Here is a 24955-nt window from a genome sequence, read left to right as displayed (position 1 = left end):
GGGGGAAAGGGTGATTAATGGTGGCCGGCGTCGGCGCCTGGTTTCAGCTTGTACTGGGTGCCGCAGTACGGGCATTTTGCTTCGCCATGTTTGAAGTCCAGGAACACGCGCGGGTGCGAAGACCACAGCGGCATGGCTGGATTCGGGCAGTAGGCCGGCAAGTCTTTGCCATCGAGTTCTACTGGCTGGGTGGCGTTGCTCATTTTATAACACTCCGCGAGATCAAAAACCACGATTTTAATGCATCCCGGCAGCGAAAAGCATTCGTCGGTAGAATGTCGGCTTTCCCCTGTGCTTGCCAATGAGTTCTCCAGATAGCCTGCCCGACGTCGCGGCCCACCACGAGCCCTCCTGGCGCGCGGGACTGAAAGACGGGACCCCGACATTGTTCGGCATCGCCGCCTGGGGCCTGGTGGTAGGCGTGGCCATGGTCAAGTCCGGGCTGACCGTGGCGCAGGCGATGGGCATGACCCTGGTGGTGTTTGCCGGTTCCGCGCAACTCGCCTCGCTGCCCCTGATTGCAGCCGCCGCACCGATCTGGGTGATCTTCCTGACCGCGCTGGTGGTCAACCTGCGCTTCGTGATCTTCGCCGCCTTGCTCGCGCCGCACTTCGCCAGGCTGCCGCTGTGGCGCCGCTTCCTGCTTGGCTACGGCGCCGGCGACATGACCACCGCCATGTTCCTGCAGCGCTATCCGACCGAAAAGCCCGTTATGGGCAAAGTGTCCTACCTGCGCGGCCTGCTATACCCGAACTTTGTCGCATGGCAGGCCGGCTCCATCGCCGGCATTTTCCTTGGCAGCGCCGTGCCGGCCGAATGGGGTCTGGGCTTTGCTGGCACGCTGGCGATTATCTGCATTACCGTGCCGATGGTAGCGACCCGGCCCGCACTGTGCGGCGCGCTGGTCGCTGGCGTGACCGCGGTGCTGGCGCATGGCTTCCCATACAAGCTGGGTTTGCTGGCAGCCGTGCTGGTCGGCATGGTAACTGCAATGGTGGTGGAAGGAATGATCGAACGAAGAAAGGCCGCCGATGACTGATCTAGATATCTGGCTGACGATTGCCGCGCTGGCCTGCGCCACCGCGATCACCCGGTCCTCGTTCTGGGTGATTGGCGAGCACGTCTCAATCCCCACCCGCGTGCAGGAGATGCTGCGCTATGCGCCGGCGTGCGCGCTGGCCGCCATCATCGGTCCCGACCTGCTGCTCGGCTCGCAGGGCACGGTCGAGTTCAGCATCCATAACTACAAGCTGCTGGCCGGCGCAGCCGCCATCGCCTACTACATCGCTCGCCGCAACATGCTGGAGACCATTGTGTTTGGCATGGCGTGCTTTACCGCATTGCGCCTGCTGTTGCCTTAAATTCGGGGTCAGGTCTGTCATTTGGACACCCGCTACGCACCATTGATCAATCTCAAAGATAACCTGTCCATTTATGGGAGGGCATATGGCAGAAATAGACCACATGATCTTGCGCGTCAGCAATTCAATGCAGTCAATCCGCTTTTATGCGGATGTGCTTGGATTCAAACACGAAGGCAGGGTAGGGCCGTTCGAAGTGGTGCGCGTCAATGAGGGCTTCACGCTGGATCTGCTGGCGGAGCCGCCCACCATGCATCTGCACCTGGCCTTCCGCGTCGATCCCGAACATTTCGAACGTGTGATGGTGCAATTGCGTGAACGCCGCATCCCATTCGGCGGCAATCATATGGACCGCAACTGCAGCCAGCCCCAGCCACAATACGGCGCACGCGGGCTGGCGCTGGCTTGCTATTTCGAGGATCCAGACGGGCACAACCTGGAAATTCGCTGCTAGGCCTTCCACAGCTTGCGTGCTTCTTCCGCAATGATGTCAGGGAATTCTTCCTGGAAGAACAGCTTTCCTTCCGGAATGGCGCGGATGCCTTGCGAATGCGGGAAGAGCTGGTCGAGGTAGTGCGCATCGACCATCGTGAAAATGGTATCGCTGGCGCCCCACACCATGCGCACCGGCACAGTGCTGCGCCGCAGTTGGGCCTCGATGCCGGCGAGCGGGTTGGGCGACAGGGCGTTGTGGAACTCGTGGTATTGCGCGCGCCGCAGTGGTGAACTCACCAGTGGCGCTGCATAGTACTCGATGATTTCATCCGTCAGCTGCGCGGGGTTGTGGAAGACGGCGGCGCCAAACGTGGCGCGGGCCATGGGCTGGTCGGTCAGCCACTTGGCGGTTTCGTCGGCCAGCGTGCCCTGGCGGGCCATTTCCAGCACGGGCGCGATCTCGGCGGGCGGACTATGCGGCTCGATGTCGCAATTGGTCAGCATCAGGCTGCGCACGCGTTGCGGGTAGCGCAGCAGGAACAGTTGCGCGACGGCGCCGCCACTGTCGCTGGCGACGAGATCCACAATGCCGGCGCCGAGCTTGTCGAGCAAGGCGGCCAGCATCTCGGCCTGGGCGGATGCTGCCAGCGACTGGCTGGCGGGTATTTCCGAATAGCCGAGGCCCATGAAATCGGGCGCAATGCAGCGGCGGTATGCCGACAGTCGATCCAGCGCGCCGCGCCATTGGAAGCTGTTCAGCGGGGCGCCGTGCAGGAACAGCGCTGCTGCCGGGCCGGAACCACGCTCTACGTAAGCGATGTGGCCGAAGGGCAGTTTTGCGAAACGGCGCGCAGCACGGAATTTGGCGACCTCGGTGGCGGCGGCAGCAATGGATAGTTGTGGCGCCGCGCTGGCGGCGAGGGCGGCGGCGGTCAGGGATAAAAAGTCACGGCGTTTCACTTGCGGTCTCCATGCAGTAGCTGAGTGGTGGAATCGATGCTATCGGCAAGCCTGGGAGGCTGCGCGCATAATCAGCCGCTGGCGAGCACAGTCGGCTGATTTTTTATTGCTTCATCGCTGGAAATGGCGCACTCTCCCATTTCCTGCGTGAGAGGAAGCAATGACGACCAGGCCTTCGTGTTACCCAGTGCGGGACGAGGTACCGCTACTGGATGTGTTGACTTCGCCAGTTCCGCATGGCCGCTTCGACTCGCCGGTCGATGGCCATCATGTGTTGTGCCTGCACCTTGGCGCTCCGGTGCCGGTCAGCTACCGCGCTGGCCGGTACGAGCGGCAGGGGACTCGGCTGCACGGCCAGTTCTGCGTGGTGCCCGCCGGCGCCAGCACACGCTGGACGCTGACTGCACCCGCCACGTCATTGTTGTTGCGCCTGAATCCATCCCTGCTGCAGGACACGGCGGAACATATGCGCCTGGATGCCGGGCTGGCGCCAGCCATCCACATCCGCGACCCGCAAATCGAACGCATTGGCTGGATGATGCAAACGGAAGAGCAAGAGGGGCATCCCGGCGGCCGTATCTTCGCTGACAGCCTGGCCAGTGCGCTGGCGGCACGGCTGCTGGCGCTGCAGACGCTGGCCTCCCGCCGCCCATCCGCAGCGCCGCCCCGAGCCTTGCCTGCCTGGCAGTTGCGCGCCATCCAGGACTATATCGAAGCCAACCTTGACCACGACCTGAGACTGGCCGAGCTGGCTGTCGTGGCCGGCTTCAGTGTTTCTCACTTCAAGGAACTGTTCCGCCAGGCAGCCGGCATGCCCGTGCATCGTTACGTCCTGGTCCGCCGCGCCGAGCGCGCCCGCCAGCTCCTGCAGGAAGGCAAAAAGACAAATACCGAGATCGCACTGGAAGCGGGTTTCGCGCACCCCAGCCATATGGTCCGCAGCGTTCGCCAGGTCCTGGGCCTGACACCTGCACAATTGCGCGCCGATGGATTGAGGAAGATCAAAAGTGTGGCTTTGGTGTCCAAATGACAGACCTGACCCCGAATTTTGTTTTCTTGTTGGTAACTAAATATCGGCCTTGCCCGAGCTTAACATGCGGCTAAGGGGCCCCGGCTTAAGGTAAAATAGCGCTCTTTCCAACTGTGACCCCTGAGTAACCATGCTGAAATTCAACCGCCTGGAAGACCTCGTAGCGCAGAACGCGCTGCAGGGCAAGCGCGTCTTTATCCGTGCAGATCTGAACGTGCCGCAGGACGATGCGGGCAATATCACCGAAGATACACGCATTCGTGCTTCGATTCCGGCGATTAAGGCGGCCCTGGGCGCTGGCGCCAAGGTCATGGTTACCTCCCACCTGGGCCGTCCAACCGAAGGCGAATTCAAGCCGGAAGACAGCCTGGCGCCAATCGCCAAGCGCATGTCCGAACTGCTGGGCCAGCCGGTCGAGCTGAAGCAGGACTGGGTTGATGGCGTGGAAGTCGCTGCCGGCCAGGTTGTGCTGCTGGAAAACTGCCGCGTCAACAAGGGCGAAAAGAAGAATTCCGATGAGCTGGCCCAGAAAATGGCCAAGCTGTGCGATGTGTACGTGAACGATGCTTTCGGTACTGCGCACCGCGCTGAGGCGACCACCCACGGCATCGCCAAGTTCGCGCCGATCGCTTGCGCCGGCCCGCTGCTGGCTGCCGAGCTGGATGCGCTGGGCAAGGCCTTGGGCGCGCCGGCCCGTCCGCTGCTGGCCATCGTGGCCGGTTCCAAAGTGTCGACCAAACTGTCGATCCTGAAATCGCTGGCCGACAAAGTGGACAACCTGATCGTTGGCGGCGGCATTGCCAACACCTTCATGCTGGCTGCCGGCCTGAAGATCGGCAAGTCGCTGGCGGAAGCCGACCTGGTTGCTGAAGCCAAGGCCATCATCGACATCATGGCTGCCCGCGGCGCCCAGGTGCCTATCCCTGAAGACGTGGTGTGCGCGAAGGAATTCTCGCCAACCGCAGCGGCGACCGTGAAGGCCGTGGCTGATGTGGCCGACGACGACATGATCCTGGACATCGGTCCCAAGACCGCCGCCAAGCTGGCTGCCCAGATCGCCGAAGCCGGCACCATCGTCTGGAACGGCCCGGTCGGCGTGTTCGAGTTCGACCAGTTCGGCGAAGGCACCAAGACCCTGGCCATGGCGATCGCCAACTCCAAGGGCTTCTCGATCGCCGGCGGTGGCGACACCCTGGCGGCCATCGCCAAGTACCAGATCACCGACAAGATCGGCTATATCTCCACCGGCGGCGGCGCCTTCCTGGAATTCCTGGAAGGGAAGACCCTGCCGGCAGTGGAAATCCTGGCGCAACGCGCCCAGTAACACGGTAAAAGGCGCCCGCAAGGCGCCTTTTGAACTTTTTCAAGCTCACACGAAGGAAACCTTCATGGCACGTGGTACCAAGATCGTCGCAACTATCGGCCCAGCTTCGACCGACCTGAACATCCTGATCCAGATGATCAAGGCAGGGGTTGACGTGGTCCGCCTGAATTTCTCCCACGGCAAGGCGCAGGATCATATCGATCGCGCCAACCTGGTGCGTCAGGCGGCAGCGGAATGCGGCAAGGAAGTGGCGATCATGGCCGACATGCAGGGTCCGAAGATCCGTATCGGCAAGTTTGAGAACAACAAGATCGAGCTGGCCAAGGGCGACAAGTTCATCCTCGATGCCAAGTGGGGCGAGAACGGTGAACTGGGCAACCAGGAGCGCGTGGGCCTGGACTACAAGAGCCTGCCAACCGATGTGAAGCCGGCCGACGTGCTGCTGCTGAACGATGGCCTGATCGTGCTGACCGTGGACAAGATTGTCGGCAGCGAAATCTACACCACCGTGAAGATCGGCGGCGAGCTGTCCAACAACAAGGGCATCAACCGCCAGGGCGGCGGCCTGACCGCGCCGGCGCTGACCGCCAAGGACATGGAAGACATCAAGACTGCAATGTCGTTCCAGGCCGATTACCTGGCGATTTCCTTCCCGAAAAACGCCACCGATATGGAAATGGCGCGCCAGCTGGCCAATATCGCCGGCGAGCCGTTCGGCTTCAAGCCGATGATGATCGCCAAGATCGAGCGTGCTGAAGCTATCCCGGCGCTGCAGGAAATCCTGAACGCCTCCGACGGCATCATGGTGGCCCGCGGCGACCTGGCTGTCGAGGTAGGCAATGCGGCTGTGCCTGCGCTACAGAAGCGCATGATCCGCATGGCGCGCGAATCGAACAAGATCGCCATCACTGCGACCCAGATGATGGAGTCGATGATCTTCAACGCCGTGCCGACCCGCGCCGAAGTGTCCGACGTGGCCAACGCCGTGCTGGACGGTACCGATGCCGTGATGACTTCGGCTGAGACTGCCTCCGGTAAATACCCGGTGGAAACTGTGGAAATGATGGCGGCCATCTGTACCGAAGCCGAGCAATCCGAATACAACAAACTCGATGCGGACTTCCTGAACGCGCGCTTCACCCGCATCGACCAGTCGATCGCCTATGGCGCCCTGTTCACCGCGCACCACCTGCGCGTGAAAGCGATTGTGGCCCTGACCGAATCCGGCTCCACCGCGCTGTGGATGAGCCGCCACAACATCGACACCCCGATTATTGCGCTCACGCCGAGCACCACCACCCAGCGCAAGCTGGCCTTGTACCGTAACGTTTGCACCCACCAACTGATGCAGGATGCGCCGACCGACGTCGTGTTGCGCGCCGCGGAAGACCTCCTGGTAAAACAGGGTATTGCCCAGAAGGGCGATATGATTGTGGTTACCTGGGGTGCGCCGATGGGCAAGGTGGGCGGCACGAACGCGCTGCGTATCGTGAAAGTAGGTGAGTTTACTCACCGCGCCGAATCTGCCCGCTGATCGGCTCGATAACGAACGCTAACGATTTCTTTATTGTTATTGGAGTACTACCATGTCCCTCGTATCCATGCGTCAACTGCTGGACCACGCTGCTGAAAACGGCTACGGCATCCCGGCTTTCAACGTCAACAACCTGGAACAAGTGCAGGCCATCATGGCTGCCGCCGACGCCGTCAACGCGCCGGTGATCATGCAAGCTTCGGCTGGCGCCCGTAAATACGCTGGCGAAGCCTTCCTGCGTCACCTGATCGACGCGGCAATCGAAGCTTACCCGCACATCCCTGTCGTCATGCACCAGGACCACGGCCAGTCGCCGGCAGTCTGCATGGCTGCAATCAAGTCCGGTTTCTCGTCCGTGATGATGGACGGTTCCCTGATGGCTGACGGCAAGTCCGTGGCTTCCTACGAATACAACGTCGAAGTGTCGAAGGAAGTGGTGAAGTTCTCCCACTCCATCGGCGTGACCGTGGAAGCGGAACTGGGTGTGCTGGGCTCCCTGGAAACCATGAAGGGCGACAAGGAAGACGGCCACGGCGCGGAAGGCACCATGACCCGCGAACAGCTGCTGACCGACGTGGCGCAAGCTGCCGACTTCGTGCAGAAGACCCAGTGTGACGCGCTGGCCATCGCGATCGGCACCTCGCACGGCGCCTACAAGTTCACCCGCAAGCCAACCGGCGACATCCTGGCGATCGACCGCATCAAGGAAATCCACGCCCGCATCCCTAACACCCACCTGGTGATGCACGGTTCGTCTTCTGTGCCGCAGGAACTGCTGGCCATCATCCGCGAATTCGGCGGCGACATGAAGGAAACCTACGGCGTGCCTGTCGAGGAAATCCAGGAAGGCATCCGTCACGGCGTGCGCAAGATCAATATCGACACCGATATCCGCCTGGCCATGACGGCTGCCGTGCGCAAGTACATGTTCGAGAACCCATCGAAGTTCGACCCGCGCGACTTCCTGAAGCCAGCCCGAGCTGCTGCTGAAGAAGTGGTGAAGGCACGCTTCCTGGCATTCGGCTGCGAAGGCCGCGCGTCGATGATCAAGCCGATTTCGCTGGAGAAGATGGCTGAGCGTTACAAGGCCGGCGAGCTGGCCCAGATCGTCAAGTAATAAAACCGGCAAATCGGTGTCTGACCCGCAGGGTCAGACACCAGGTCTGCCGGAGCCGCCGGCCGCGGCACAGACAGTGTCTGACCCTGCGGGTCGGACACTGGTTTACCGGTTCTAAAAATCTCAGATAGTCCCCGCCATGAACAGCCTGTACAAATCCTCCATCAAATCCCTCCCCCTGCTGGGCCACGGTAAAGTGCGCGACAACTACGCCGTCGGCACCGACAAGATCCTGATCGTCACCACCGACCGCCTGTCCGCGTTCGACGTCGTGATGAACGAACCGATCCCCGGCAAAGGCATGGTCCTGAACCAGATGTCCGATTTCTGGTTCGAGAAACTGGGCCACATCGTCCCCAACCACCTGACCGGCGTCACCCCGGAATCGGTCGTGGCACAGGACGAAGTAGAGCAGGTCAAAGGCCGCGCAGTCGTAGCGAAGCGCCTGCAGCCTATCCTGGTGGAAGCGGTGGTACGCGGCTACATCATCGGCTCGGGCTGGAAAGACTACCAGGCGACCGGCAGCATCTGCGGCATCAAACTGCCGGAAGGCCTGCAGCAAGCTGACAAGCTGCCAGAACCAATCTTCACCCCGGCTGCCAAGGCAGACCTGGGCGAACACGATGAAAACATCTCCTTCGAAGAGATGGAAAAGAAAATCGGCGCCGAACTGGCCGCCAAGATCCGCGAAGTGGCGATCAAGCTGTACACCACCGCCGCCGACTACGCAGCAACCAAGGGCATCATCATCGCCGACACCAAGTTCGAGTTCGGGCTGGACGACAACGGTGTGCTGCACCTGATGGATGAAGTGCTGACCGCCGACTCCTCGCGCTTCTGGCCAGCCGACTCCTACCGTCCAGGCATTTCCCCACCGTCCTACGACAAGCAGTTCGTGCGCGACTACCTGGAAACCCTGAAGGACTGGCAAAAGACCCCGCCGGCGCCAGCCCTGCCGGCGGAAGTGATCGAAAAGACCCAGGCCAAGTACTTCGAAGCCATCGAACGCCTGACCGGCGAAAAGCTGAAGGTATAAGCCATGTCAGAGAATCAGCCAATGAGCAAACCGCTGGTCGGCATCATCATGGGCTCGTCCTCGGACTGGGACGTGATGAAGAATGCCGTCGACATGCTGAAGCAGTTCGGCGTGCCGTATGAAGCGCAGGTGATCTCCGCCCACCGCATGCCGGACGAGATGTACGCCTACGCCAAGAGCGCCCGTGCGCGCGGCCTGCGCGCCATCATCGCCGGCGCCGGCGGTGCGGCCCACCTGCCGGGCATGGTCGCTGCCATGACCATCGTGCCGGTGCTGGGCGTGCCCGTGCCGTCCAAGTACCTGCGCGGCGAAGACTCGCTGTTGTCCATCGTGCAGATGCCGAAGGGCGTGCCGGTGTCGACCTTTGCGATCGGCGAGGCCGGCGCTGCCAACGCGGGCCTGACCGCAGTGGCGATCATCGCCACCACCGACGACGCGCTGGCTGCCAGGCTGGAAGAGTTCCGCGCATCGCAAACCGAGGCCGCCAAGGCCATGACTTTGCCGTTGTAAGCGTATGAGTACCGATGTAAAAAATCCTCCAGCGTGGCTGGGTGTCATGGGCGGCGGCCAGCTTGGCCGCATGTTCGCGCACGCCGCGCAGAGCATGGGCTACAACGTGGCCGTGCTGGAACCGTCCGCCGACTGCCCTGCGGGGCAGGCGGCGAACCGCCTGATCAATGCCGGCTACAGCGATGCCGCCGGCCTCGATGCACTGGCTGCGCAATGCGTTGCCGTGACCACTGAGTTCGAAAACGTGCCGGCCGACAGCCTGTCGCGCCTGGCGCAATCGGTTTTCGTGGCGCCGAATGCGCACGGCGTGTCCGTGGCGCAGGACCGCATTGCGGAGAAGGCTTTCTTCGTCGCCAGCGCGGCCAAGTCGGGCGTGATGCCGGCGCCGCACAAGGTCATCGCCACCGATGCCGACATCGATGCGATTCCCGATGACCTGCTGCCGGGCATCTTGAAGACCGTTCGCATGGGCTACGACGGCAAGGGCCAGGTGCGCGTGAAGTCGCGCGACGACGTGCGCGCCGCCTTCGAAGGCATGGGCCAGGTCACCTGCCTGCTGGAGAAGATGCTGCCGCTGGCGTATGAGGTTTCCGTGCTGACGGCGCGCGGCGCCGACGGCGCCTCCGTGGTCTACCCGATCGCCGAGAACGTGCACCGCGACGGCATCCTGTTCACCACGACCGTGCCGGGGCCGAACATCACCGCCGACTGCGCCGCCAAGGCACAGGCGGCGGCGACAGCCATCGTGGCCGAACTGGGCTACGTGGGCGTGCTGTGCATCGAGTTCTTCGTGCTGGCCGACGGATCACTGGTGGTCAATGAAATGGCGCCGCGCCCGCACAACAGCGGCCACTACACCATCGATGCCTGCGTCACCAGCCAGTTCGCCCAACAGGTGCGTGCCATGGCCGGCCTGCCGCTGGGCGACGTGCGCCAGCATTCGCCGGCGGTCATGCTGAACCTGCTGGGCGATATCTGGTACGAAGCCGAGGTGGTCGCCGATCCGGTGGAGAATACCGGACTGCCATTGCCCGGCGCCGAAGCGCGCTTCAACCCGCTTGGCACGGTGCGCGAGCCGGCGTGGGACAAGGTGCTGGCGCTGCCAGGCGCCAACCTGCACCTGTACGGCAAGGAAGAACCGCGCCGTGCCCGCAAGATGGGCCACCTGACCTTCGTCGCGCCGACCCTGGCCGAAGCGCAGCAGCACCTCAACGCCGCCTGCGCCATCCTCGGGATCGAAGCATGACCGACGCCGCATCCCGCGACATCGCCGGCGCAGCAGCTGCGCTGGCGAATGGCGACCTGGTCGCATTCCCTACCGAGACCGTGTACGGCCTCGGTGCGGATGCGGAAAACCCGGCCGCCGTCGCAAAGATCTATGCTGCCAAAGGCCGCCCGCAGGACCATCCCGTGATCGTGCACGTCGCCCCCGGCGCCGACATCGATTACTGGACCACCGAAGTACCCGACGAAGCACGCGCCCTGGTGCGTGCCTTCTGGCCCGGCCCGCTGACCCTGATCCTCAAGCGCAACGCGCATATTCCCGACGCCGTTTCCGGCGGCCAGGATACGGTCGGCATCCGCTGCCCGTCGCACCCGGTGGCGATGCAGCTGCTGCAAGCATTCAAGGAAGGCAAGGGCGGAGTGGCCGCACCATCGGCCAACAAGTTCGGCAATGTCAGCCCGACTACCGCCCAGCACGTGCATGACGAATTCGGCGACGACCCGCGCCTGGCGGCCATCCTTGATGGCGGATCGAGCCAGGTTGGCATCGAGTCCACTATCCTCGACATGTCGCGCCTGGCCAGCCATGGCCCGGTGCTGCTGCGACCCGGCCACATCACCGCGCAGCAGATTGCCGACGTGATCGGCACCATGCCGCGCCAGCCCGACCAGGCCGCGCCGCGTGCTTCCGGCACCCTGGAGTCGCATTACGCGCCGAAAGCGCCGGTGGCACTGTTGCCCACTGGCGACATCGAAAAAACCCTTGCGGAACTCAAGCTGCGAGGGCGGTGTGCCGCGCTGATCCACTACTCGCCGTTTGTGTTGTCTCAACCAAATGTGACGCTCCCTGCCGAGCCAAAGGGGTATGCTTATGGCGTGTATGCCGCGTTGCGCGCGATGGACCAGCAACAGGTTGAGCTGATCCTCGTGGAAGCACCGCCGACAGGCGATGCCTGGCTGGGCGTCAACGATCGCCTGCGCCGCGCCGCTTTCGGTTCGACCGGCATTATTGAGCGTTTCCTGAAGTCGTAAAACGCTTAGCGCTGCCCACTAACTGGCCTCGGCCTGATCGAGCCAATGATCGAGTCCCACAGGAAGACTGCTTCTTCGTCACTGATGGAGGGTTTGGTACCTCCTGTGGTGTTTCCCTTGACGCCGGTGTGCAATTCAATCTGAAGCACTGGCAGCAAAGGGTTCTTGGGCTCACCGTGGCTTTGGAAGGCGAATTCATGGCTTTCGCCTTCAAATTCTTGCGCGGGTTTATGGGCAAGCACTTCGAACCCTTCCCATCCCCCTATGTGACGGTAACCGCGTCGAAGGAATTTGATTCGTGAGTACCACTTTCCCATGCCGGACGCGAAGGCCGCTTGTTTGGCACGGTTCATCCTGGGTTCCAACGCATCCGACTCAATAAAGATTTCCTTCTTCGTCATTTCGATTGACATGTGGACGTCTTCGAATTGCTTCAGTCGAATGCCTAGCGTGACTTCTTCCAGCATATAGCGAGCAGGCTCGCGGAGGAAAGCTCTGTCCAGGCAAAGTCCTGGTTCGTTTGGAATTTCGTCGGAAGGACGAAAGCGCAAAGAGCGTGCGACCTCCATCAGTAAAGCTACCGCTTCAAGGTACGCATCACCCTCACCGTCAACTTCGTACTCCTGCAAGAACAGGTCATCTCCAAGCCGGAGGAATGACTGGACGTTGTAATCGGCGAAGCTGCCGCGCCCTATGCCAATAACCATCTTGTGTTGCCCTCCTATGCCAGGCAGTACCTTGCCCAGCATTGACTCTTTTTTCTTCAATGGGCCTCGCGCGAACTCTCGGTTCTCCTCAATTTTTGCAAGCGCCCGCTTGACTTCGCTGTCCAGGCCTGCCCCTTCACCTTCAAGCCTCGATAAATGAAACGGGACGCGCGCCGGACCGTAAACAACTGCAGCACCTTTGGGCACATCTATCAGGAATCGTCCGGCGCAGATGGTGTTTGTCTCTGCGTTAGTCTCGACAAGTCTGTTCGAGGTTGAGTTCATTTTTTTGTTCCCCGTATGTGGATATTCGGCCCACGTGGAGTGGACTGGCAGGAGAAACAGAACTATTGCTAGTAGCATTGCCATGGACGTGATGAAGCTACGCAAGGCTTCCCCACTTCATTGTGGCGGCAATTTTTATGATGCTGAACATCGTCGAATGCAAGGCATCGTCATTGCTAAAGCTGGCCTGATGCTCATAACCGGTCTGGCGGAAGATCGCCTTGAACCGATTGCTTAAGAGTTGACGATCCGATGAACGGAGCGGGACTGTTTGATCGCCGGCTCCTTGTGAAGGCCCCAGTTCTGCGCTGATGCCATCAACTGGTACACCCTTGGATGTTTTCCCGGCCAACACCAACTTTCCCTGCCTGCTGTCGTTGGTGATGCGATAGTCTGTCCATGCAGCATCAACGTTCGTATCATTCAGGTTCCAGACGATCCTGTCCCAGGAGGGGCGTGCTGCGTCAGCACCATAATGCGCATAGCTTTGCTCGTGGAAGGTGTCAGCTAAGTCGAGATGGAATTGCCTGGCTTCACGGAGTAATTTCATAGTTCTCGCGATCCCGGCACTTTGACTTCCCGCTGGATTCAGCCATTCTTCTCGCAGTAAGCCGAACCATCGATCACGCAGGCAATAGATCTCCTCATAGGGATCGCCGTTTTTTGGAAATTGATCGACAAGAAGGCCATTGCGCCGAATTTCGAGCCAGCCATTCCCATAGGCGCAGTTGGGCAGCAGTTGAAGGCCGCCGGGGGCATTACCGAGAACTGCAGTGACTTCATTGCCGAAATTTCCCAGAAACTTTGGCGCTGGGTTCATCCCCATCTTGCCTTCTTCAAAGCCACAGCGCATGCGCCTGTATGCTGCCGGTGCACCTAGTGCAGGCATTACGCCGTGCACAATACCGAGTATCTTGTCATTGATATTGCCCATTTCAGGATGAATCAATGCGCGGGCGAGTAAACCGCCCATGGAGTGGCTGATGACGATGACCTTCTCACAAGCAAAGCCCCTTCTTCGATAGTCGAGTATGAGGTTCTGATTCTTCTCGAAACGATGCGTGCTGAGTCTTCGTTGGATTGCAGCCAGTTGTATCCCATGGCGTGGACGGGGAACAAGCAATCCTTTGTGGCGACCCTGAATTCTTCTTCGGTCAACGGCGGGATCGCAGGATTTACTGCAGCGCCCCACCCAGCAGGATTTTGGCCAATGATTTTTTTCCAATAGCTATCGAGGTCAGGGCGATTCAAATGCTGTTCGCATCGCTCAAGGATGTGTCGATAACTGTTGAAGAGTATTTCTCCCCATCCTCGTTCCCTTGCCTTTTCCTCTTTCGTCCTGCGTGGCGTGATGCAAGGCGGATCGTCTGACAGTAACGGAGAATCAATTTCGAATCGTAGTGCAACTCTGACCTTGCTGTGGTCCTGGCGTTGACCTGCATTTTCATGGCCATTCCCGGTTGGCGCCATTCCGCCATCGTAGCTATCCACTTCCGTTGCTTGGGGATCCAATTGCAGTTGGCGCCGAACTGGCGATGCTTCGAGGAACTCTGTTACCTCATTCAGCTTGTCCGGGCGCCAAGCGATGTTATTGGATTTCTTTAAGCGCTGTTGACGCTCCGCGTTCATGCGCAAGTTCGAACCCATAATTCCGGGTAAGAAGAGAATTGGAATAACGCGCTTCGGCAGCACGTGCATAACCTGCGGCGTCTTGTCCACCTTCGGTGTGCAGAATCCCTGGGCTTTTCTGCCTCCTGAACTCATGTCAACGGATAGCTGGGTGGCCATGCTTGAGTCCTTGTCAAGCGATCAGAAAAGCCATGGTGGCACGTTGGCTTGCACGGATCTTGATGCGCAATAAGGCGAACGTGCTTGGTCAGCTATGTTGTGAGCCAACGACAGAAATACCACTTGCGGATATTCGCCTGCATAGGCGTGATGCTTGTCGGTGGATGCTTGAGAGGGGAGCACATCCAATCGGCACGCTGTCCGGGTAGCTGGAGGAGTATGCTTACATCATACATACATACGTGCCGCGCTTTCAGGTTGGGCGGCATTCTCCTGCACATGCACGGAGGCCAATATGCGCCCTATTCGGAAAATTGCGACATACCTTTCCACTCTGGTTGCAGCCTTTCCTCCACCTTTTTGCGCCGCAGCAGAATCCTCCACCGTCTCGCGTACCCTGCTGGCCGTCCCTGAACGCGGCACCCTGATTTCCGGCCCCACCCTGTCCCGCATCGAAACCGGCGTGTTCAGCACTTCCAAGCGCATCGAGCCGGCCATGCTGGCCGAAGTGCTGGAGAAGGCCGGCAGTACCGTGGCCCAATTTGCCGGTACGCCGCGCTGCACTATCACCACCTACAGCCTGCGTTACAGCACCATCGGCGGCAGCGGCGAGCCGACGGACGCCAGCACCGCGCTGATCCTGCCGTCCGGCGAAGATCCCGCCTGCCAGGGGCCGCGGCCGGTGCTGTTGTACGCCCACGGCACCTCGACCGCCAAGGACCACAATATGGCGCGCCTGCGCGGCGAGGCCAAGCTGGTGGCGGCCTTGTTCACCGCACAAGGCTATATCGTCGTAGCGCCCAATTACGCCGGCTATGACGGGTCTTCACTGCCTTACCACCCCTACCTGAACGCCGAGCAGCAATCGGCCGACATGATTGACGCCATGCGCGCTGCCCGCAGTGCGATGGCGCAGCTCAAGGTCCAGGCAGCGCCGCAGCTGTTCCTGGCCGGTTACTCGCAGGGCGGCCACGTCACGCTCGCCACGCAGCGCGCCATGCAGCAAGGCAGTGAATTCAAGGTCACTGCCGCCGCAGGATTGTCCGGACCGTATGCCATGGCGCGCTTTTCCGACACGGTATTCAGCGGCCAGCCGAATGCCGGCATCACCATCTATTTGCCGCTGATTGCCACTTCCGCCCAGCGCGCCGGCGCGGCCATCTACAGCAAGCCGGAGGAGCTGTATGAGCTGCAATACGCCAGCGGCATCGAAACGCTGTTCCCTACCACGATGACGCGCAAGGAACTGCTCAAGCAGGGCAAGCTGCCCAAGGCCGCCCTCTTCGCGCGCGACTCGCTGCCGCAGGGCAGGGGGGCATCCGTCTACTTCAGCAATCCCCACCTGGTACGCACCAGCTACCGCGACGCCTACCTGCAAGACCTGGCCCAGCATCCCTGCGACGATGGCGACTGCACGCCCGCCAACAACCTGCGCAAATGGATGCTGAAAAACGACTTGCGCAACTACACGCCGCAAAGCCCGCTGTTGCTGTGCGGCGGCAGCAGGGACCCTTCAGTACCATTTTTCAATGCCACCGCTGCGGCGGAATATTTCAGCGAACATGGCGCGCCGCCGACCGTGGTCGATCTGGAAGAGCTGGGCGCACAGGACGAATTCAGGGATGCCCGCCGCAGCTTCGTGCTGATTAGCGAGGAGGCCATGAAGAGGGCGCAGGAAGACGCGCCGAAAAGCGGTCGCAGCGCCAACGAACTGCTGATGGACGCGTATCACGCCCGTCTGGCTGGCGCGCCCTGCCTGCTGGCCGCCCGCAGCTACTTCAATTCGTTGATGCGGCAGGATGCGCCAGCAGCGCCTTGACCAGCGCGTTGCGATCGAAAGGATCGTCGGCCAGCACGATGTCAGGCTGCAGCAGCGCCGGTTCGCGCTTGCCTGACGGGCGGTCGAGCACGAAGCGCGGCACCACGACTTCCAGCCCGGTGTTGGGCAGCACGTGCTGTTTCTGCGTGCCGCCGGTCTGGCGCACATAGGCATAGCCTGCGGCGCCGACCAGCCTGGCGAAGCCGTGGTCCTGCACCGTATTGCTGAACAGGATGGCGGACGAATAAGTCAGGTCGCCCACCAGCACGAATACCTTGCCGCTGAAATGCAGCGGATGCGCAGGCTCCGGCTGCACCCAGCTATCGACGTTGCCGCTGACGATGTCGCCCACTTTTTCGCCGGGGCCGGCGCGGCCTTCCAGCACTTTCTTCACGTAGCTGGAGCCGTTGCGGTAGGGCTTGTTCGCGATATAGCGCAGGATGCCGGTCTTCCACATATCGTCGTCGCCGCCGCCGTTTTCACGCACGTCGATCAACAGCGTCTGCGCGCCGGCATCGCGCAAGCTGGTAAAGGCGCGTTCCGTGAAATCGTAGAAGCGCTGCTTGTCCGGCCAGGCGAACTGGTTGACGGTCAGCAGTCCGACTCCGCTTGGCAGGATGCGGAACTGGAAAGTCTGCTCGAACGATTTTTCGCCTGCCACCGCAGCCGGCAGTACCGGGGCTGCAGGCACTTCCAGTACCTGCCCGCCGGCCTGCAGGGTAAAGCGCTCCGCTGCGCCATAGTTCTTCCAGTAGTACAGCCAGAAGCGCCGCTCCAGCAGTTTATTGCGAAAGGCCGGCGTATCGCCGTGCACCAGCGACCCCAGCTCGCGCAGGATGCGCGCCGCCGGCATGCCGTTGATATTGCCGATCTCGCGGCCTGCCAGCGCGGAGCTGCCGCCGCCCAGTGCAGCGACGATGCGCAAGCGCTGCTGGCCATCGATCATGACCTCGAACGGGAACAGCCTGCCGCCTGCCTGCAGGTGGGCCCGCGTTTCCGAGCGCCAGTCGGGGAACACCACGCCGAGATGTGCATCGTTGAAGACCGGGTTCATGGCTGCCAGCACGCGCCACGCCTCGTCGCGCGACAGGGGCTGGCCCAGCCTGCTGCGCGCCACCTCGAAGGCTTGCTCATAGGCTTGCTGCCCGGAGCGCAGTGCGGGCTCGGGGTGCGTGCTCTCGATGGCTTCGCGCACGAATTGCAGGTCCTGCTGCAACTGCGCAGGCGTGAAGCGCGCCGGGTCGGCGTGCAGTGGGGCGCAGCACAGCGCGCCGAGGGCAAGGAGGAGGGCAGGAATTTTCATTGCCGAAATTCTAATGAATGGAATAAAGTCTGTGCTTAAGATTTCTTGATTACATGATTAAGGCCAGCCTTAATGCTCTCCACTGACGACCTGAGTTTTTTCTGCGCCGTGGCCAGCCAGCCTTCGCTGTCGGCCACGGCGCGCCTGCTGGATGTGACGCCGTCTTCCGTCACCCAGCGCCTGCAAGCTATCGAAGACAAACTGCGCCTCAAGCTGGCCGACCGGCAGGGGCGGGGGATTGCGCTGACCGAGCAGGGGCAGCTGCTGGCCGAACGGGCGCAAGCGATCCTGGCCGAGATGGACTCCTTGCAGCGCGCGCTGCACGAACAGCGCAATGAGCTGGCGGGGCGCCTGCGCGTGCTGGCGCCGATGGGCTTCGGCAGTGCGCACATCGCCCCGCTGGCGGCACGCTTCCGGGCGCAGCATCCGGCGCTGGCCTTCGAACTGGAATTGTCCGACCGGCCGAACCTGCGCCTGCACGAAGGCTGGGACGTGGTGATCCACATCGGCGCGATGCGCGACTCCAGCCTGCGCCAGCAAGTGCTGGCGCGTAACCGGCGCTACCTGTGCGCGGCGCCGTCCTACCTCGCCCGGCACGGCAGCCCGCGCAGCCTGGAACAACTGGCCGGCCATGCCTGCCTGGCCTTGCGCGAGAATGAGGAAGACGCCACGCGCTGGAAGCTGATGCCGCCCGGCGCCAGCCAGTTCCGTACCTTGCGCATCGAACCCACGCTGGCTTGCAACGACGGCCGCGTCGTCAAGCAATGGGCGCTCGACGGCCACGGCATCATGCTGCGCTCGGAATGGGACGTTGCGGGTGAGCTGCGCAGCGGCGCCCTGTGCCGCGTATTGCCCGACCATGCATTGCCGGAGGCCGACATTGTCGCCCTGCTGCCGGCCAGCGTCCGCCAGCGCCCCCAGCGCACGCGCCTTTTCGTTGATTTCCTGAAGCAGCAATTCGCCCGTCCTGCCTGGCTGGAAGAACAGTGACTTGCAATGCTGATGCGTGGCTGCTACAGTCGCGCCCCTTGGTTGTGCAAGGCTGTTGTTTTTACAAATTTCTACTTGTAACAAGCAAGTCCAAGCTGGCATATTAGTTCGGCAGCGAATAGCACGTACGTTCGCAAAGCACACAATAAAATCATCCCCTCTGGAGACACAATGCGTCATTTCAAACTTGCCATGACGGTCATGGCAGCGGCAGTTATTGCCGGTTGCGGCGGCAGCGACCCACGCCCAGGCGACCAAAGCCCTAAACTCAAATATTCTGCCCAGGTTTCTTTCGGCGACAGCCTGTCGGACGTCGGTACCTACAAGGTCGGCACCGTGCAAGCCATCGGCGGCGGCACTTTCACCATCAACGGTGACAATACCAAATCCAATCCGGCGCTGACCGGCAAGAACTGGACCGAGCTGATGGCCGCGCAAGTCGGCCTGCCTGCACCGTGCCCGGCCGTGACCGGCCTCGATGGCGATGCGGCCAAGGGCTTCAGCGTACCAGTGCAAGCCAAGGCAGGCTGCTATGGCTATGCGCAGGGCGGCGCTCGTGTGACCAATCCTGTCGGCCCCGGCAACAAACTGACCGGCAGCCCGCTCGGTGCGCTGACCGTGCCGATCGTCACCCAGGTCAAGAACCACCTGGCTGCCGTGGGCGGCAAATTCAAGGGCGATGAAATCGTCTACGTCATGGGCGGCAACAACGACGTGCTGATCGGCCTTGAGCAACTGTCGGCTGGCGCTACCGCCGCCGGCACGGCAGCAGGCAGCACCGTCTTCGCGACAAGCCTGGCCACCCAGCTGGCAGCCGGCGCCACCGATCCAGCCACTGCAGTGCAATCCATCTCGCTGGCCATCGCCACCGAAGCCGCACGCGCCGGCAGCACCAGCGCCAGCATCGTGCAGGCCGCTGTAACTGCCGCCTACTCGGCTGGCAATACTGCCGCCGTCTCGGCAAGCGTTTACGGCCCAATGGTCGTCAAGGCACAGGCTGATGCGACTGCCGCAGGCGCCAAGGCCGGTGCCGACTACGCCACCGCGCAAGCGCCGATCCTGGTGCAGAACATCGCCAAGGCGGGCGCTGAACTGGTGGCACTGGTCAAGACCCAGATCGTGGCCAACGGCGCCAACTTCGTGGTGGTGAACAATATGCCGGACATCGCCAACACCCCGTCCGGCCTGGCGCAATCGGCCAGCACCCGTGCCCTGATCGACAGCATGGTCAAGGCCTTCAACGACACCTTGTCGGCCGGCCTGTCGGGCGACGCCAAGATCCTGCTGGTGGATACGTTCAGCGTCAGCCACGACCAGGCAACCAATCCGGCGCCGTATGGCCTGACCAACGTCACCGACACCGCCTGCGACCTGACGCCTGCCAAGAACCCGCTGGGCAATTCGCTGGGCTGCAACGCCAGCAACCTGAAGGCCGGCGACGTCAGCCACTATTCCTACGCCGACACCGTGCACCCGACCCCGTTCCTGCACCTGCTGCTGGCACGCTATGTTTCGGAAAAAATGGTAGCCAGGGGCTGGCTGTAATCAAAGGATAATGGAGACACAATGACACAACGCATCAACACCGCTGTAAAGCTGCTGGCCGTGATGGCCGCGCTGGGCGCAGCATCGGGCGCATCGGCGCAATCCAAGGGTGAATGGCTGGCAAAGGTCGGCGTCAACCGCATTTCGCCGGACGTCACTTCCGGCGACGTCACCGCACCTTCCAAGCCAGGCATCAAGGCCGAGGTGGGTTCCGACACCAAGCCGATCTTCAGCGTCGGCTACATGATCACCGATAACGTGAGCACTGAGCTGATGCTGGGCGTGCCGTACAAGCACACCCTGTACGGCGCCGGCTCGATCGAAGGCACCGGCAAGCTTGGTACCGCCGAAGCGCTGCCGCCGACCATCTTCCTGCAGTACCGCATGTTCGAGCCGAATGCGACGGTGCGTCCTTACGTTGGCCTTGGCTACACCTACGCCTACTTCCGCAAGGAGACTGGCTCCGCCCAGCTGACCGCCGTGCTGAACACCGGTGGCGAGCCTGCCACCTACTCGCTGGATGCAAAACACGCCGGCAGCCTGGTGCTCGGCGCCACCGCCAAGCTGGGCGAGCGTTATTACGCCGACGTGAACGTGGTCAAGACCAAGCTCAAGACCACTGCCCACTTCTCCACCGGCCAGACGCTGGACATCAAGCTGGATCCGCTGGCAGTCAGCCTGTCGGTCGGCTATCACTTCTAAGCCCAGCATCTCCCAAAGCCGCCGCAAGGCGGCTTTTTTTTTCGTCCCTGCGGCAAGCAGGGATGCAAAAATTGCACTATTATCATCGCGCATTTCGCAAATCCATTTGTCGAAAGGAACCCGCATGAAAACAGTCTGGCTGGGCTTTGCTGCCCTGTGTCTCAGTACAGCCGCCGTGGCGCAGAGTTGCGCCGAATCGCCGCCCTGCATGCGCGCCCGCGCCGCCGTGGAGGACCTGACCCGCATTGTCGCACCGGAAGGCGTGCAGGAAACCTACAAGGCCCAAATCGGCGGCATCGACCAGTGGATCAATGTGCGCGGCCAGGACAAAGCCAACCCGATGATCCTGTTCGTGCACGGGGGGCCGGCCTCGCCGGCCATGCCGACGACCTGGCAATGGCAGCGTCCCATCGAGGAGTATTTCACCGTCGCGCACTACGACCAGCGTGCCGTCGGCAAGACCCTGCGTGCCAACGACAAGGATGCGGTGGCTGGCACCTTGCGCATCGACCGCTTCGTCGACGATGCGATCGAAGTGGCGGAGCACCTGCGCGCCAAGTACAAGAAGGACAAGCTGATCATCGTCGGCCATAGCTGGGGCACCGTGGTTTCCACACGCGCCGTGCTGAAGCGGCCGGACCTGTTCCATGCCTACGTCGGCATCGGCCAGATCGCCAACATGCGCGAGAACGAACGGATCAGCTATGACTTCGGCATCGAGCAGGCCAGAAAGCACAACAACGCCGAAGCGCTGAAGGAAATGGAATCCATCGCGCCGTATCCCGGAAACGAGCCGATTACGCGCGAGCGCATCATCATTGCCCGCAAGTGGCCGCAGTATTACGGTGGCCTGAGCGCATACAAGAGCGATTCGGTGTATTACTTCCGTGCGCCGATGCTGTCGCCCGAGTACGACCAGGCCGATTGGGAGGCGATCGGCGAAGGCAGCCAGATGACACTCGGCACCGTGCTGAAAGAGTGGACGGAGGTGGATTTTTCCACCATCAGGAAGTTCCCGATTCCGGTGGTGATGTTCCTCGGCCGGCATGACTACACCACGCCGACCGAGCCAGTGGTGAAATGGATGGCGCAGCTCAAGGCGCCGTACAAGCAAAGCGTCTGGTTCGAACATTCAGCCCACATGATGCCGTGGGAAGAACCGGGCAAGACGCTGGCCAGCCTGCTCACTTACGTGCGCCCGCTGGCGCTGAAGGAGGGCAAGCGCAGTACTAAGGGTTATACGGCCCCTTGACTTCGCCCCAGCCCCACTTCGGCATCGGCTGGTCGGCATCGACCGTCGCACCGGGCTGGGAGTTGATGACGGCCAGCCGCGATCCCCATTCCAGGTAGCCCACCAGGGCCGAGCGGAATTCAGGATCATCCGGCATCGACAGTTCATCGGCGGTCTCCAGCAGCAGCGCCACCCAGCGGCGGCGCTGTTCCTGCGATAAGTGGCGGTTGAGGTGCTGCCGGATCATGTGTGCGTGGCCGCCATGTGCTTCGGAATATGCTGTGGGGCCGCCCATCACTTCGCCGAGGAAGGCCGCGACGTGTGCGGGATGATGGTCGCCCATATGGGCAAAGACTGGGCCGAGTAGTACATCGGCCTTGACGTGCTGGTAGAAACGAGTGGTCAAGCGGTTCAGCGCTTCGGTGCCGCCAACCCATTCGTACAAAGTTGGAACGTGATCCTGGGGCATGGTGTCGGTCCTTTAGAGGAGGAGAGTAGCTTGCAATTTCGAACGATATGTTTTGCCGCCTTGCTGCCGGCATTTTTCAGCCTCACCGGTTGTGCAGTGTATAGCGAAACGCGGCACAAGCAGGGCGAGGCCGTCAAGGAAGCCTGGAAGTCGGTCGACATCGGCGCCCAGCTTGGCGCCGCGCGCAAGGGGGAGGCAGCGCTGTTGGCCGAACAGCTCAGGACAGAAGAGGCGCTGCAGAAAGCGAGGCGTGATGCCCTGATTCGCTCCATGGTTTTTGAAGGCACTGTGGCAGCGCAATTGAAGGACCCGATCGAGAAGCAGTTGGTGGCGCTGGCCGGTTCGCCGCAAGTTGCTGTCGCCTGGACCGCCGCCCTGAAGAAGGAGGCGAGGGCGAAGAGCAACCTGCATGACGCTGAAATCGAATTCACGCGTGCAGGTGTCGAGATGCCTGCTTGCGGTGTTTTGACGAAGCAGTCGTTTGACGACTGGGCGCAGTCCCATGCTGGCGCGCCGGCATACTTGCGCGCAGCCTGGATGAGTGCCGCCGATGAATGCACCGGCGACGCCCTGACTGCCGGCTCCAGTTTCGCGTTCAAGGCCGGTGCCTTGGCGATTACCCAGAAAGCGGCGGCTGATGCCCGCGCAGCAATCGGTGGCGCAAAATCGGCCAGCCTCGCGGCCCGCAACCAGGTGACGAAACTGTCGAAGGAATACAGCGGGGAACTGGAAAAGCTCTCCGCCGATCCATCGCTTGCGCAAGACAAGCTGAAATCCATCGCCAGAGAGCTTGGTGAAGCGCTGGCAAAGATCGAGAAGCTGCCGGACCCGGTCTCGCGCCAGTTCGTGTCGGAGCAAAGGGTGAAGGCGCTTGATACGGCTCTGGCTTCGTTGGCGGGAAACGTCGACGGCAAGGGCGAGAGCGGTGCGACCGGTGCTGCCTTGGCCAGCCTTGCTGAATGGTTCGACCAGTCGCGCGTGGCGCTTGCTGATGCGAAGAAGCCGCGCCTGGCTGCCGTGCTTTTGCTGCGCAATCTCGAGCAGGCCAAAGCCGATGCCGCCGCCAAGGACGCCCAACTACAGGCAATGGAATTGCAGTTGCTCGAGTCGAAAATGAACTGGCAGCTCGAGCAGCTTCGCTCGCTGAGCTATGGTCATCAAGCCTTGCAGGCTGTGAGCGCAGAGATGGCCGAGATGCAGGTTCGGGCTGCGTTGGCGCCGGTCGAAACGGCGAAAGCCACTTCCGGCAAGGCCTTTGAAGACAAGACCAAGGTCTGGAAGAGTGCGGCCTCCTACCTCGATGCCAACGGGCGCCTGGCGGCGGAAGTGAACAAGACCGATATCCAGCGCAATGCGCTCGACCATGAGCGCGCCATCGCTTACGCGGAGGGGAATATCGCTCAGTGGAACGTGCTGATCTCGTCGACCGTCAACCAGCTCGCGGAATATGGGGATGCGGGTGTGCGCAAGGAAGACATTACAAGCCTGGTGAACTCGATTGCATTGCTGTTCATCGCGAAAGGAGTTCAGTAATGCGTTTCCTCTTGATGACTGTAGCGCTGGCGCTGTGCGGATGTTCAACGCCAAAGCCGGCGATGGAGCAGGCAAACCACGGCGTCGGCCTGATTGCCCAACTTGAATCCTCGTTGAGCGAATTCCGGCGTGTGGAAAAAAATTCCCTGGATGCCCGCGCCGAGTCCCTGCTCGCCCAGCGCAAGGCAATCGCCTTCATCGATCGCGAAAAGCAGCGCGACTTGCAGGCGCGTGTTGCAGCGGGCGACAAGCTGTCGGCAACGCTGATCGACAACCTGGTTGCAAATACTGAAGGACTGGCCTTGATCCAGGCCGAATACTCGGATACCAACGCCAGGAACGAAGCAGAAGTGGCGGCCCTGTTGACGCCAATTCCAAACAGCCGCAGCGCCACCGGCACTGCCCAGGCAAGGCTGGCGGAAATGGGAGAGGAACTCGGCTGGGATATCCGGCGCAGCGAACTGCAGGCTTTCATCAAGGCTGTAAAGGACAGCGTTGAAGACGGCAAAAAGAAAATTGAAGAAGCAGAAAAGAAAGCCAATGACTAATGGAGGCGAAGATGGCGTCACTCACCGAACAATACATGCTGGACTACTTCGACTCCCTGCGGCGGCTGAAAGCGAAGCAGAATGAATTCGAAGACGCTGCCTCCGACCCTGGCAGCACCGATGGCGCCCGTGCCTCAGCCGCGGCAGCCTATCTCGACATGGCCAACATGATTGCGCGCTTGCGCGAAGCGCATGAAGCGTTCATGCATCGCTTTGGCCCGGTGTCGACTGAATCGCCGACGCAGAAGATCGTGGATGAATCGAGCCGCCTGCACAAGGAGCTCGGCGAGATCATCGCCAAGTCGCAGGGACAAGTCGCGCTGATGCACGCGCTATCGGACTTCGTCGATCGCTGGCAGAAGCTGTCGACGGACAGCAAGAAGGGCGCGACGAAAGGAAAGACTGCAGCGGCGGCCAATCTGAACTTCCTGACGCAGCCAATCTGAGCACAAACGATAAGCCCCGCTCGCAG

General features: G+C 61.5%; 26 protein-coding genes. 19 read left to right on the top strand and 7 right to left on the bottom strand.

Annotated elements, in window-relative coordinates:
* Positions 1-14 precede the first annotated feature (14 nt).
* Complete coding sequence (locus ACN9M3_RS28935; protein ID WP_057263119.1) at positions 15-203, bottom strand: zinc-finger domain-containing protein; 189 nt, start codon at positions 201-203, stop codon at positions 15-17.
* Positions 204-301: 98 nt separating this feature from the next.
* Here ACN9M3_RS28935 and ACN9M3_RS28930 point away from each other — a divergent pair, with 98 nt between their 5' ends.
* The 3 genes from ACN9M3_RS28930 to ACN9M3_RS28920 all read left to right on the top strand — a co-directional run bounded on the left by ACN9M3_RS28930 (position 302) and on the right by ACN9M3_RS28920 (position 1815).
* Positions 302-1039, top strand: coding sequence for an AzlC family ABC transporter permease (locus ACN9M3_RS28930; protein ID WP_426319421.1), 738 nt, complete (start codon positions 302-304; stop codon positions 1037-1039).
* Entirely contained in the window at positions 1032-1361 is a 330-nt protein-coding gene (locus tag ACN9M3_RS28925; RefSeq protein WP_426319420.1) for an AzlD domain-containing protein, read from the top strand. Before ACN9M3_RS28930 ends, ACN9M3_RS28925 begins: the two co-directional genes overlap by 8 nt.
* An 85-nt stretch (positions 1362-1446) precedes the next feature.
* Positions 1447-1815, top strand: a complete 369-nt coding sequence (locus ACN9M3_RS28920; protein WP_426319419.1) for a VOC family protein — start codon at positions 1447-1449, stop codon at positions 1813-1815.
* On the opposite strand, the gene ACN9M3_RS28915 is transcribed toward ACN9M3_RS28920, so the two are convergent.
* On the bottom strand, positions 1812-2756 hold the full coding sequence (locus tag ACN9M3_RS28915) for an alpha/beta fold hydrolase (RefSeq protein WP_426319418.1): 945 nt from the start codon (positions 2754-2756) through the stop codon (positions 1812-1814). The two genes, ACN9M3_RS28920 and ACN9M3_RS28915, sit on opposite strands and share 4 nt — an antisense overlap.
* A gap of 217 nt (positions 2757-2973) precedes the next feature.
* Here ACN9M3_RS28915 and ACN9M3_RS28910 point away from each other — a divergent pair, with 217 nt between their 5' ends.
* From ACN9M3_RS28910 to ACN9M3_RS28875, 8 genes are all read left to right on the top strand, one after another.
* Entirely contained in the window at positions 2974-3786 is an 813-nt protein-coding gene (locus tag ACN9M3_RS28910; protein ID WP_426319417.1) for a helix-turn-helix domain-containing protein, read from the top strand.
* A 130-nt stretch (positions 3787-3916) separates the two neighbouring features.
* Positions 3917-5110, top strand: a complete 1194-nt coding sequence (locus ACN9M3_RS28905) for a phosphoglycerate kinase (protein WP_426165362.1) — start codon at positions 3917-3919, stop codon at positions 5108-5110.
* 64 nt (positions 5111-5174) lie between these two features.
* Entirely contained in the window at positions 5175-6644 is a 1470-nt protein-coding gene (pyk, locus tag ACN9M3_RS28900) for a pyruvate kinase (RefSeq protein WP_426165360.1), read from the top strand.
* Between the two features lie 52 nt (positions 6645-6696).
* Positions 6697-7761 (top strand): class II fructose-bisphosphate aldolase, encoded by a 1065-nt coding sequence (fba, locus tag ACN9M3_RS28895; protein WP_426319416.1) that lies wholly within the window; start codon positions 6697-6699, stop codon positions 7759-7761.
* 139 nt (positions 7762-7900) lie between these two features.
* Entirely contained in the window at positions 7901-8797 is an 897-nt protein-coding gene (locus tag ACN9M3_RS28890) for a phosphoribosylaminoimidazolesuccinocarboxamide synthase (RefSeq protein WP_426165356.1), read from the top strand.
* Positions 8798-8818: 21 nt separating this feature from the next.
* Positions 8819-9307, top strand: coding sequence for a 5-(carboxyamino)imidazole ribonucleotide mutase (gene purE, locus ACN9M3_RS28885; protein WP_426165354.1), 489 nt, complete (start codon positions 8819-8821; stop codon positions 9305-9307).
* A gap of 4 nt (positions 9308-9311) precedes the next feature.
* Positions 9312-10553, top strand: a complete 1242-nt coding sequence (locus tag ACN9M3_RS28880) for a 5-(carboxyamino)imidazole ribonucleotide synthase (protein WP_426165352.1) — start codon at positions 9312-9314, stop codon at positions 10551-10553.
* Complete coding sequence (locus ACN9M3_RS28875; RefSeq protein WP_426165350.1) at positions 10550-11563, top strand: L-threonylcarbamoyladenylate synthase; 1014 nt, start codon at positions 10550-10552, stop codon at positions 11561-11563. The genes ACN9M3_RS28880 and ACN9M3_RS28875 overlap by 4 nt, the downstream gene beginning before the upstream one ends.
* 5 nt (positions 11564-11568) lie before the next feature.
* On the opposite strand, the gene ACN9M3_RS28870 is transcribed toward ACN9M3_RS28875, so the two are convergent.
* The 3 genes from ACN9M3_RS28870 to ACN9M3_RS28860 form a co-directional block, all read right to left on the bottom strand.
* Positions 11569-12555, bottom strand: a complete 987-nt coding sequence (locus ACN9M3_RS28870) for a T6SS immunity protein Tli4 family protein (RefSeq protein WP_426319415.1) — start codon at positions 12553-12555, stop codon at positions 11569-11571.
* A gap of 97 nt (positions 12556-12652) precedes the next feature.
* A complete protein-coding gene (locus tag ACN9M3_RS28865) occupies positions 12653-13528 on the bottom strand; it encodes a hypothetical protein (RefSeq protein WP_426165346.1) in 876 nt (291 codons plus the stop codon).
* Positions 13501-14343: a hypothetical protein gene (locus tag ACN9M3_RS28860; protein ID WP_426165344.1), complete on the bottom strand. Its 843-nt coding sequence runs from the start codon at positions 14341-14343 to the stop codon at positions 13501-13503. Before ACN9M3_RS28860 ends, ACN9M3_RS28865 begins: the two co-directional genes overlap by 28 nt.
* A 295-nt stretch (positions 14344-14638) precedes the next feature.
* Between ACN9M3_RS28860 and ACN9M3_RS28855 the strand changes: the two genes are divergently transcribed.
* Positions 14639-16162, top strand: coding sequence for an alpha/beta hydrolase family protein (locus tag ACN9M3_RS28855; RefSeq protein WP_426319414.1), 1524 nt, complete (start codon positions 14639-14641; stop codon positions 16160-16162).
* On the opposite strand, the gene ACN9M3_RS28850 is transcribed toward ACN9M3_RS28855, so the two are convergent.
* Positions 16122-17465: a S41 family peptidase gene (locus ACN9M3_RS28850; RefSeq protein WP_426319413.1), complete on the bottom strand. Its 1344-nt coding sequence runs from the start codon at positions 17463-17465 to the stop codon at positions 16122-16124. The two genes, ACN9M3_RS28855 and ACN9M3_RS28850, sit on opposite strands and share 41 nt — an antisense overlap.
* Positions 17466-17537: 72 nt before the next feature.
* On the opposite strand from ACN9M3_RS28850, the gene ACN9M3_RS28845 reads away from it, so the two are divergent.
* From ACN9M3_RS28845 to ACN9M3_RS28830, 4 genes are all read left to right on the top strand, one after another.
* The gene (locus tag ACN9M3_RS28845; protein ID WP_426319412.1) at positions 17538-18455 is read left to right on the top strand and encodes a LysR substrate-binding domain-containing protein; all 918 of its coding nucleotides are present in this window, start codon (positions 17538-17540) and stop codon (positions 18453-18455) included.
* Positions 18456-18626: 171 nt separating this feature from the next.
* Positions 18627-20000: an SGNH/GDSL hydrolase family protein gene (locus ACN9M3_RS28840; protein WP_426319411.1), complete on the top strand. Its 1374-nt coding sequence runs from the start codon at positions 18627-18629 to the stop codon at positions 19998-20000.
* Positions 20001-20021: 21 nt separating this feature from the next.
* Complete coding sequence (locus tag ACN9M3_RS28835; protein ID WP_426319410.1) at positions 20022-20702, top strand: OmpW/AlkL family protein; 681 nt, start codon at positions 20022-20024, stop codon at positions 20700-20702.
* Positions 20703-20826: 124 nt separating this feature from the next.
* The gene (locus ACN9M3_RS28830) at positions 20827-21954 is read left to right on the top strand and encodes an alpha/beta fold hydrolase (RefSeq protein WP_426319409.1); all 1128 of its coding nucleotides are present in this window, start codon (positions 20827-20829) and stop codon (positions 21952-21954) included.
* Here ACN9M3_RS28830 and ACN9M3_RS28825 read toward each other — a convergent pair.
* A complete protein-coding gene (locus tag ACN9M3_RS28825; RefSeq protein WP_426319408.1) occupies positions 21932-22402 on the bottom strand; it encodes a group II truncated hemoglobin in 471 nt (156 codons plus the stop codon). The genes ACN9M3_RS28830 and ACN9M3_RS28825 overlap by 23 nt on opposite strands.
* A gap of 30 nt (positions 22403-22432) precedes the next feature.
* On the opposite strand from ACN9M3_RS28825, the gene ACN9M3_RS28820 reads away from it, so the two are divergent.
* The 3 genes from ACN9M3_RS28820 to ACN9M3_RS28810 are packed head-to-tail and all read left to right on the top strand — an operon-like array spanning position 22433 to position 24929.
* Positions 22433-23935: a hypothetical protein gene (locus ACN9M3_RS28820; RefSeq protein ID WP_426319407.1), complete on the top strand. Its 1503-nt coding sequence runs from the start codon at positions 22433-22435 to the stop codon at positions 23933-23935.
* Entirely contained in the window at positions 23935-24483 is a 549-nt protein-coding gene (locus ACN9M3_RS28815; protein ID WP_426319406.1) for a hypothetical protein, read from the top strand. Before ACN9M3_RS28820 ends, ACN9M3_RS28815 begins: the two co-directional genes overlap by 1 nt.
* Positions 24484-24494: 11 nt before the next feature.
* Positions 24495-24929 carry a hypothetical protein gene (locus tag ACN9M3_RS28810; RefSeq protein WP_426319405.1) on the top strand — a complete coding sequence of 145 codons (435 nt, stop codon included), beginning with the start codon at positions 24495-24497 and terminating at the stop codon, positions 24927-24929.
* Positions 24930-24955: the final 26 nt, after the last annotated feature.

The organism is Pseudoduganella sp. R-43 (assembly GCF_049913255.1).
Lineage (GTDB): Bacteria > Pseudomonadota > Gammaproteobacteria > Burkholderiales > Burkholderiaceae_D > Rugamonas.
This window is presented reverse-complemented; position numbering and strand designations above follow the sequence as displayed.

Excerpts from the sequence above, each read along its gene's own strand:
- ACN9M3_RS28845 (WP_426319412.1), top strand. The coding sequence starts at position 17,538 with ATGCTCTCCACTGACGACCTGAGTTTTTTCTGCGCCGTGGCCAGCCAG.
- ACN9M3_RS28810 (WP_426319405.1), top strand. The coding sequence starts at position 24,495 with ATGGCGTCACTCACCGAACAATACATGCTGGACTACTTCGACTCCCTG.
- ACN9M3_RS28825 (WP_426319408.1), bottom strand. The coding sequence starts at position 22,402 with ATGCCCCAGGATCACGTTCCAACTTTGTACGAATGGGTTGGCGGCACC.
- ACN9M3_RS28835 (WP_426319410.1), top strand. The coding sequence starts at position 20,022 with ATGACACAACGCATCAACACCGCTGTAAAGCTGCTGGCCGTGATGGCC.
- ACN9M3_RS28870 (WP_426319415.1), bottom strand. The coding sequence starts at position 12,555 with ATGAACTCAACCTCGAACAGACTTGTCGAGACTAACGCAGAGACAAAC.
- ACN9M3_RS28880 (WP_426165352.1), top strand. The coding sequence starts at position 9,312 with ATGAGTACCGATGTAAAAAATCCTCCAGCGTGGCTGGGTGTCATGGGC.
- ACN9M3_RS28875 (WP_426165350.1), top strand. The coding sequence starts at position 10,550 with ATGACCGACGCCGCATCCCGCGACATCGCCGGCGCAGCAGCTGCGCTG.
- ACN9M3_RS28815 (WP_426319406.1), top strand. The coding sequence starts at position 23,935 with ATGCGTTTCCTCTTGATGACTGTAGCGCTGGCGCTGTGCGGATGTTCA.
- ACN9M3_RS28850 (WP_426319413.1), bottom strand. The coding sequence starts at position 17,465 with ATGAAAATTCCTGCCCTCCTCCTTGCCCTCGGCGCGCTGTGCTGCGCC.
- ACN9M3_RS28890 (WP_426165356.1), top strand. The coding sequence starts at position 7,901 with ATGAACAGCCTGTACAAATCCTCCATCAAATCCCTCCCCCTGCTGGGC.
- ACN9M3_RS28905 (WP_426165362.1), top strand. The coding sequence starts at position 3,917 with ATGCTGAAATTCAACCGCCTGGAAGACCTCGTAGCGCAGAACGCGCTG.
- pyk (WP_426165360.1), top strand. The coding sequence starts at position 5,175 with ATGGCACGTGGTACCAAGATCGTCGCAACTATCGGCCCAGCTTCGACC.
- ACN9M3_RS28855 (WP_426319414.1), top strand. The coding sequence starts at position 14,639 with ATGCGCCCTATTCGGAAAATTGCGACATACCTTTCCACTCTGGTTGCA.
- ACN9M3_RS28930 (WP_426319421.1), top strand. The coding sequence starts at position 302 with ATGAGTTCTCCAGATAGCCTGCCCGACGTCGCGGCCCACCACGAGCCC.
- fba (WP_426319416.1), top strand. The coding sequence starts at position 6,697 with ATGTCCCTCGTATCCATGCGTCAACTGCTGGACCACGCTGCTGAAAAC.
- ACN9M3_RS28865 (WP_426165346.1), bottom strand. The coding sequence starts at position 13,528 with ATGGGCGGTTTACTCGCCCGCGCATTGATTCATCCTGAAATGGGCAAT.
- ACN9M3_RS28920 (WP_426319419.1), top strand. The coding sequence starts at position 1,447 with ATGGCAGAAATAGACCACATGATCTTGCGCGTCAGCAATTCAATGCAG.
- ACN9M3_RS28935 (WP_057263119.1), bottom strand. The coding sequence starts at position 203 with ATGAGCAACGCCACCCAGCCAGTAGAACTCGATGGCAAAGACTTGCCG.
- ACN9M3_RS28830 (WP_426319409.1), top strand. The coding sequence starts at position 20,827 with ATGAAAACAGTCTGGCTGGGCTTTGCTGCCCTGTGTCTCAGTACAGCC.
- ACN9M3_RS28860 (WP_426165344.1), bottom strand. The coding sequence starts at position 14,343 with ATGGCCACCCAGCTATCCGTTGACATGAGTTCAGGAGGCAGAAAAGCC.
- ACN9M3_RS28925 (WP_426319420.1), top strand. The coding sequence starts at position 1,032 with ATGACTGATCTAGATATCTGGCTGACGATTGCCGCGCTGGCCTGCGCC.
- ACN9M3_RS28840 (WP_426319411.1), top strand. The coding sequence starts at position 18,627 with ATGCGTCATTTCAAACTTGCCATGACGGTCATGGCAGCGGCAGTTATT.
- purE (WP_426165354.1), top strand. The coding sequence starts at position 8,819 with ATGAGCAAACCGCTGGTCGGCATCATCATGGGCTCGTCCTCGGACTGG.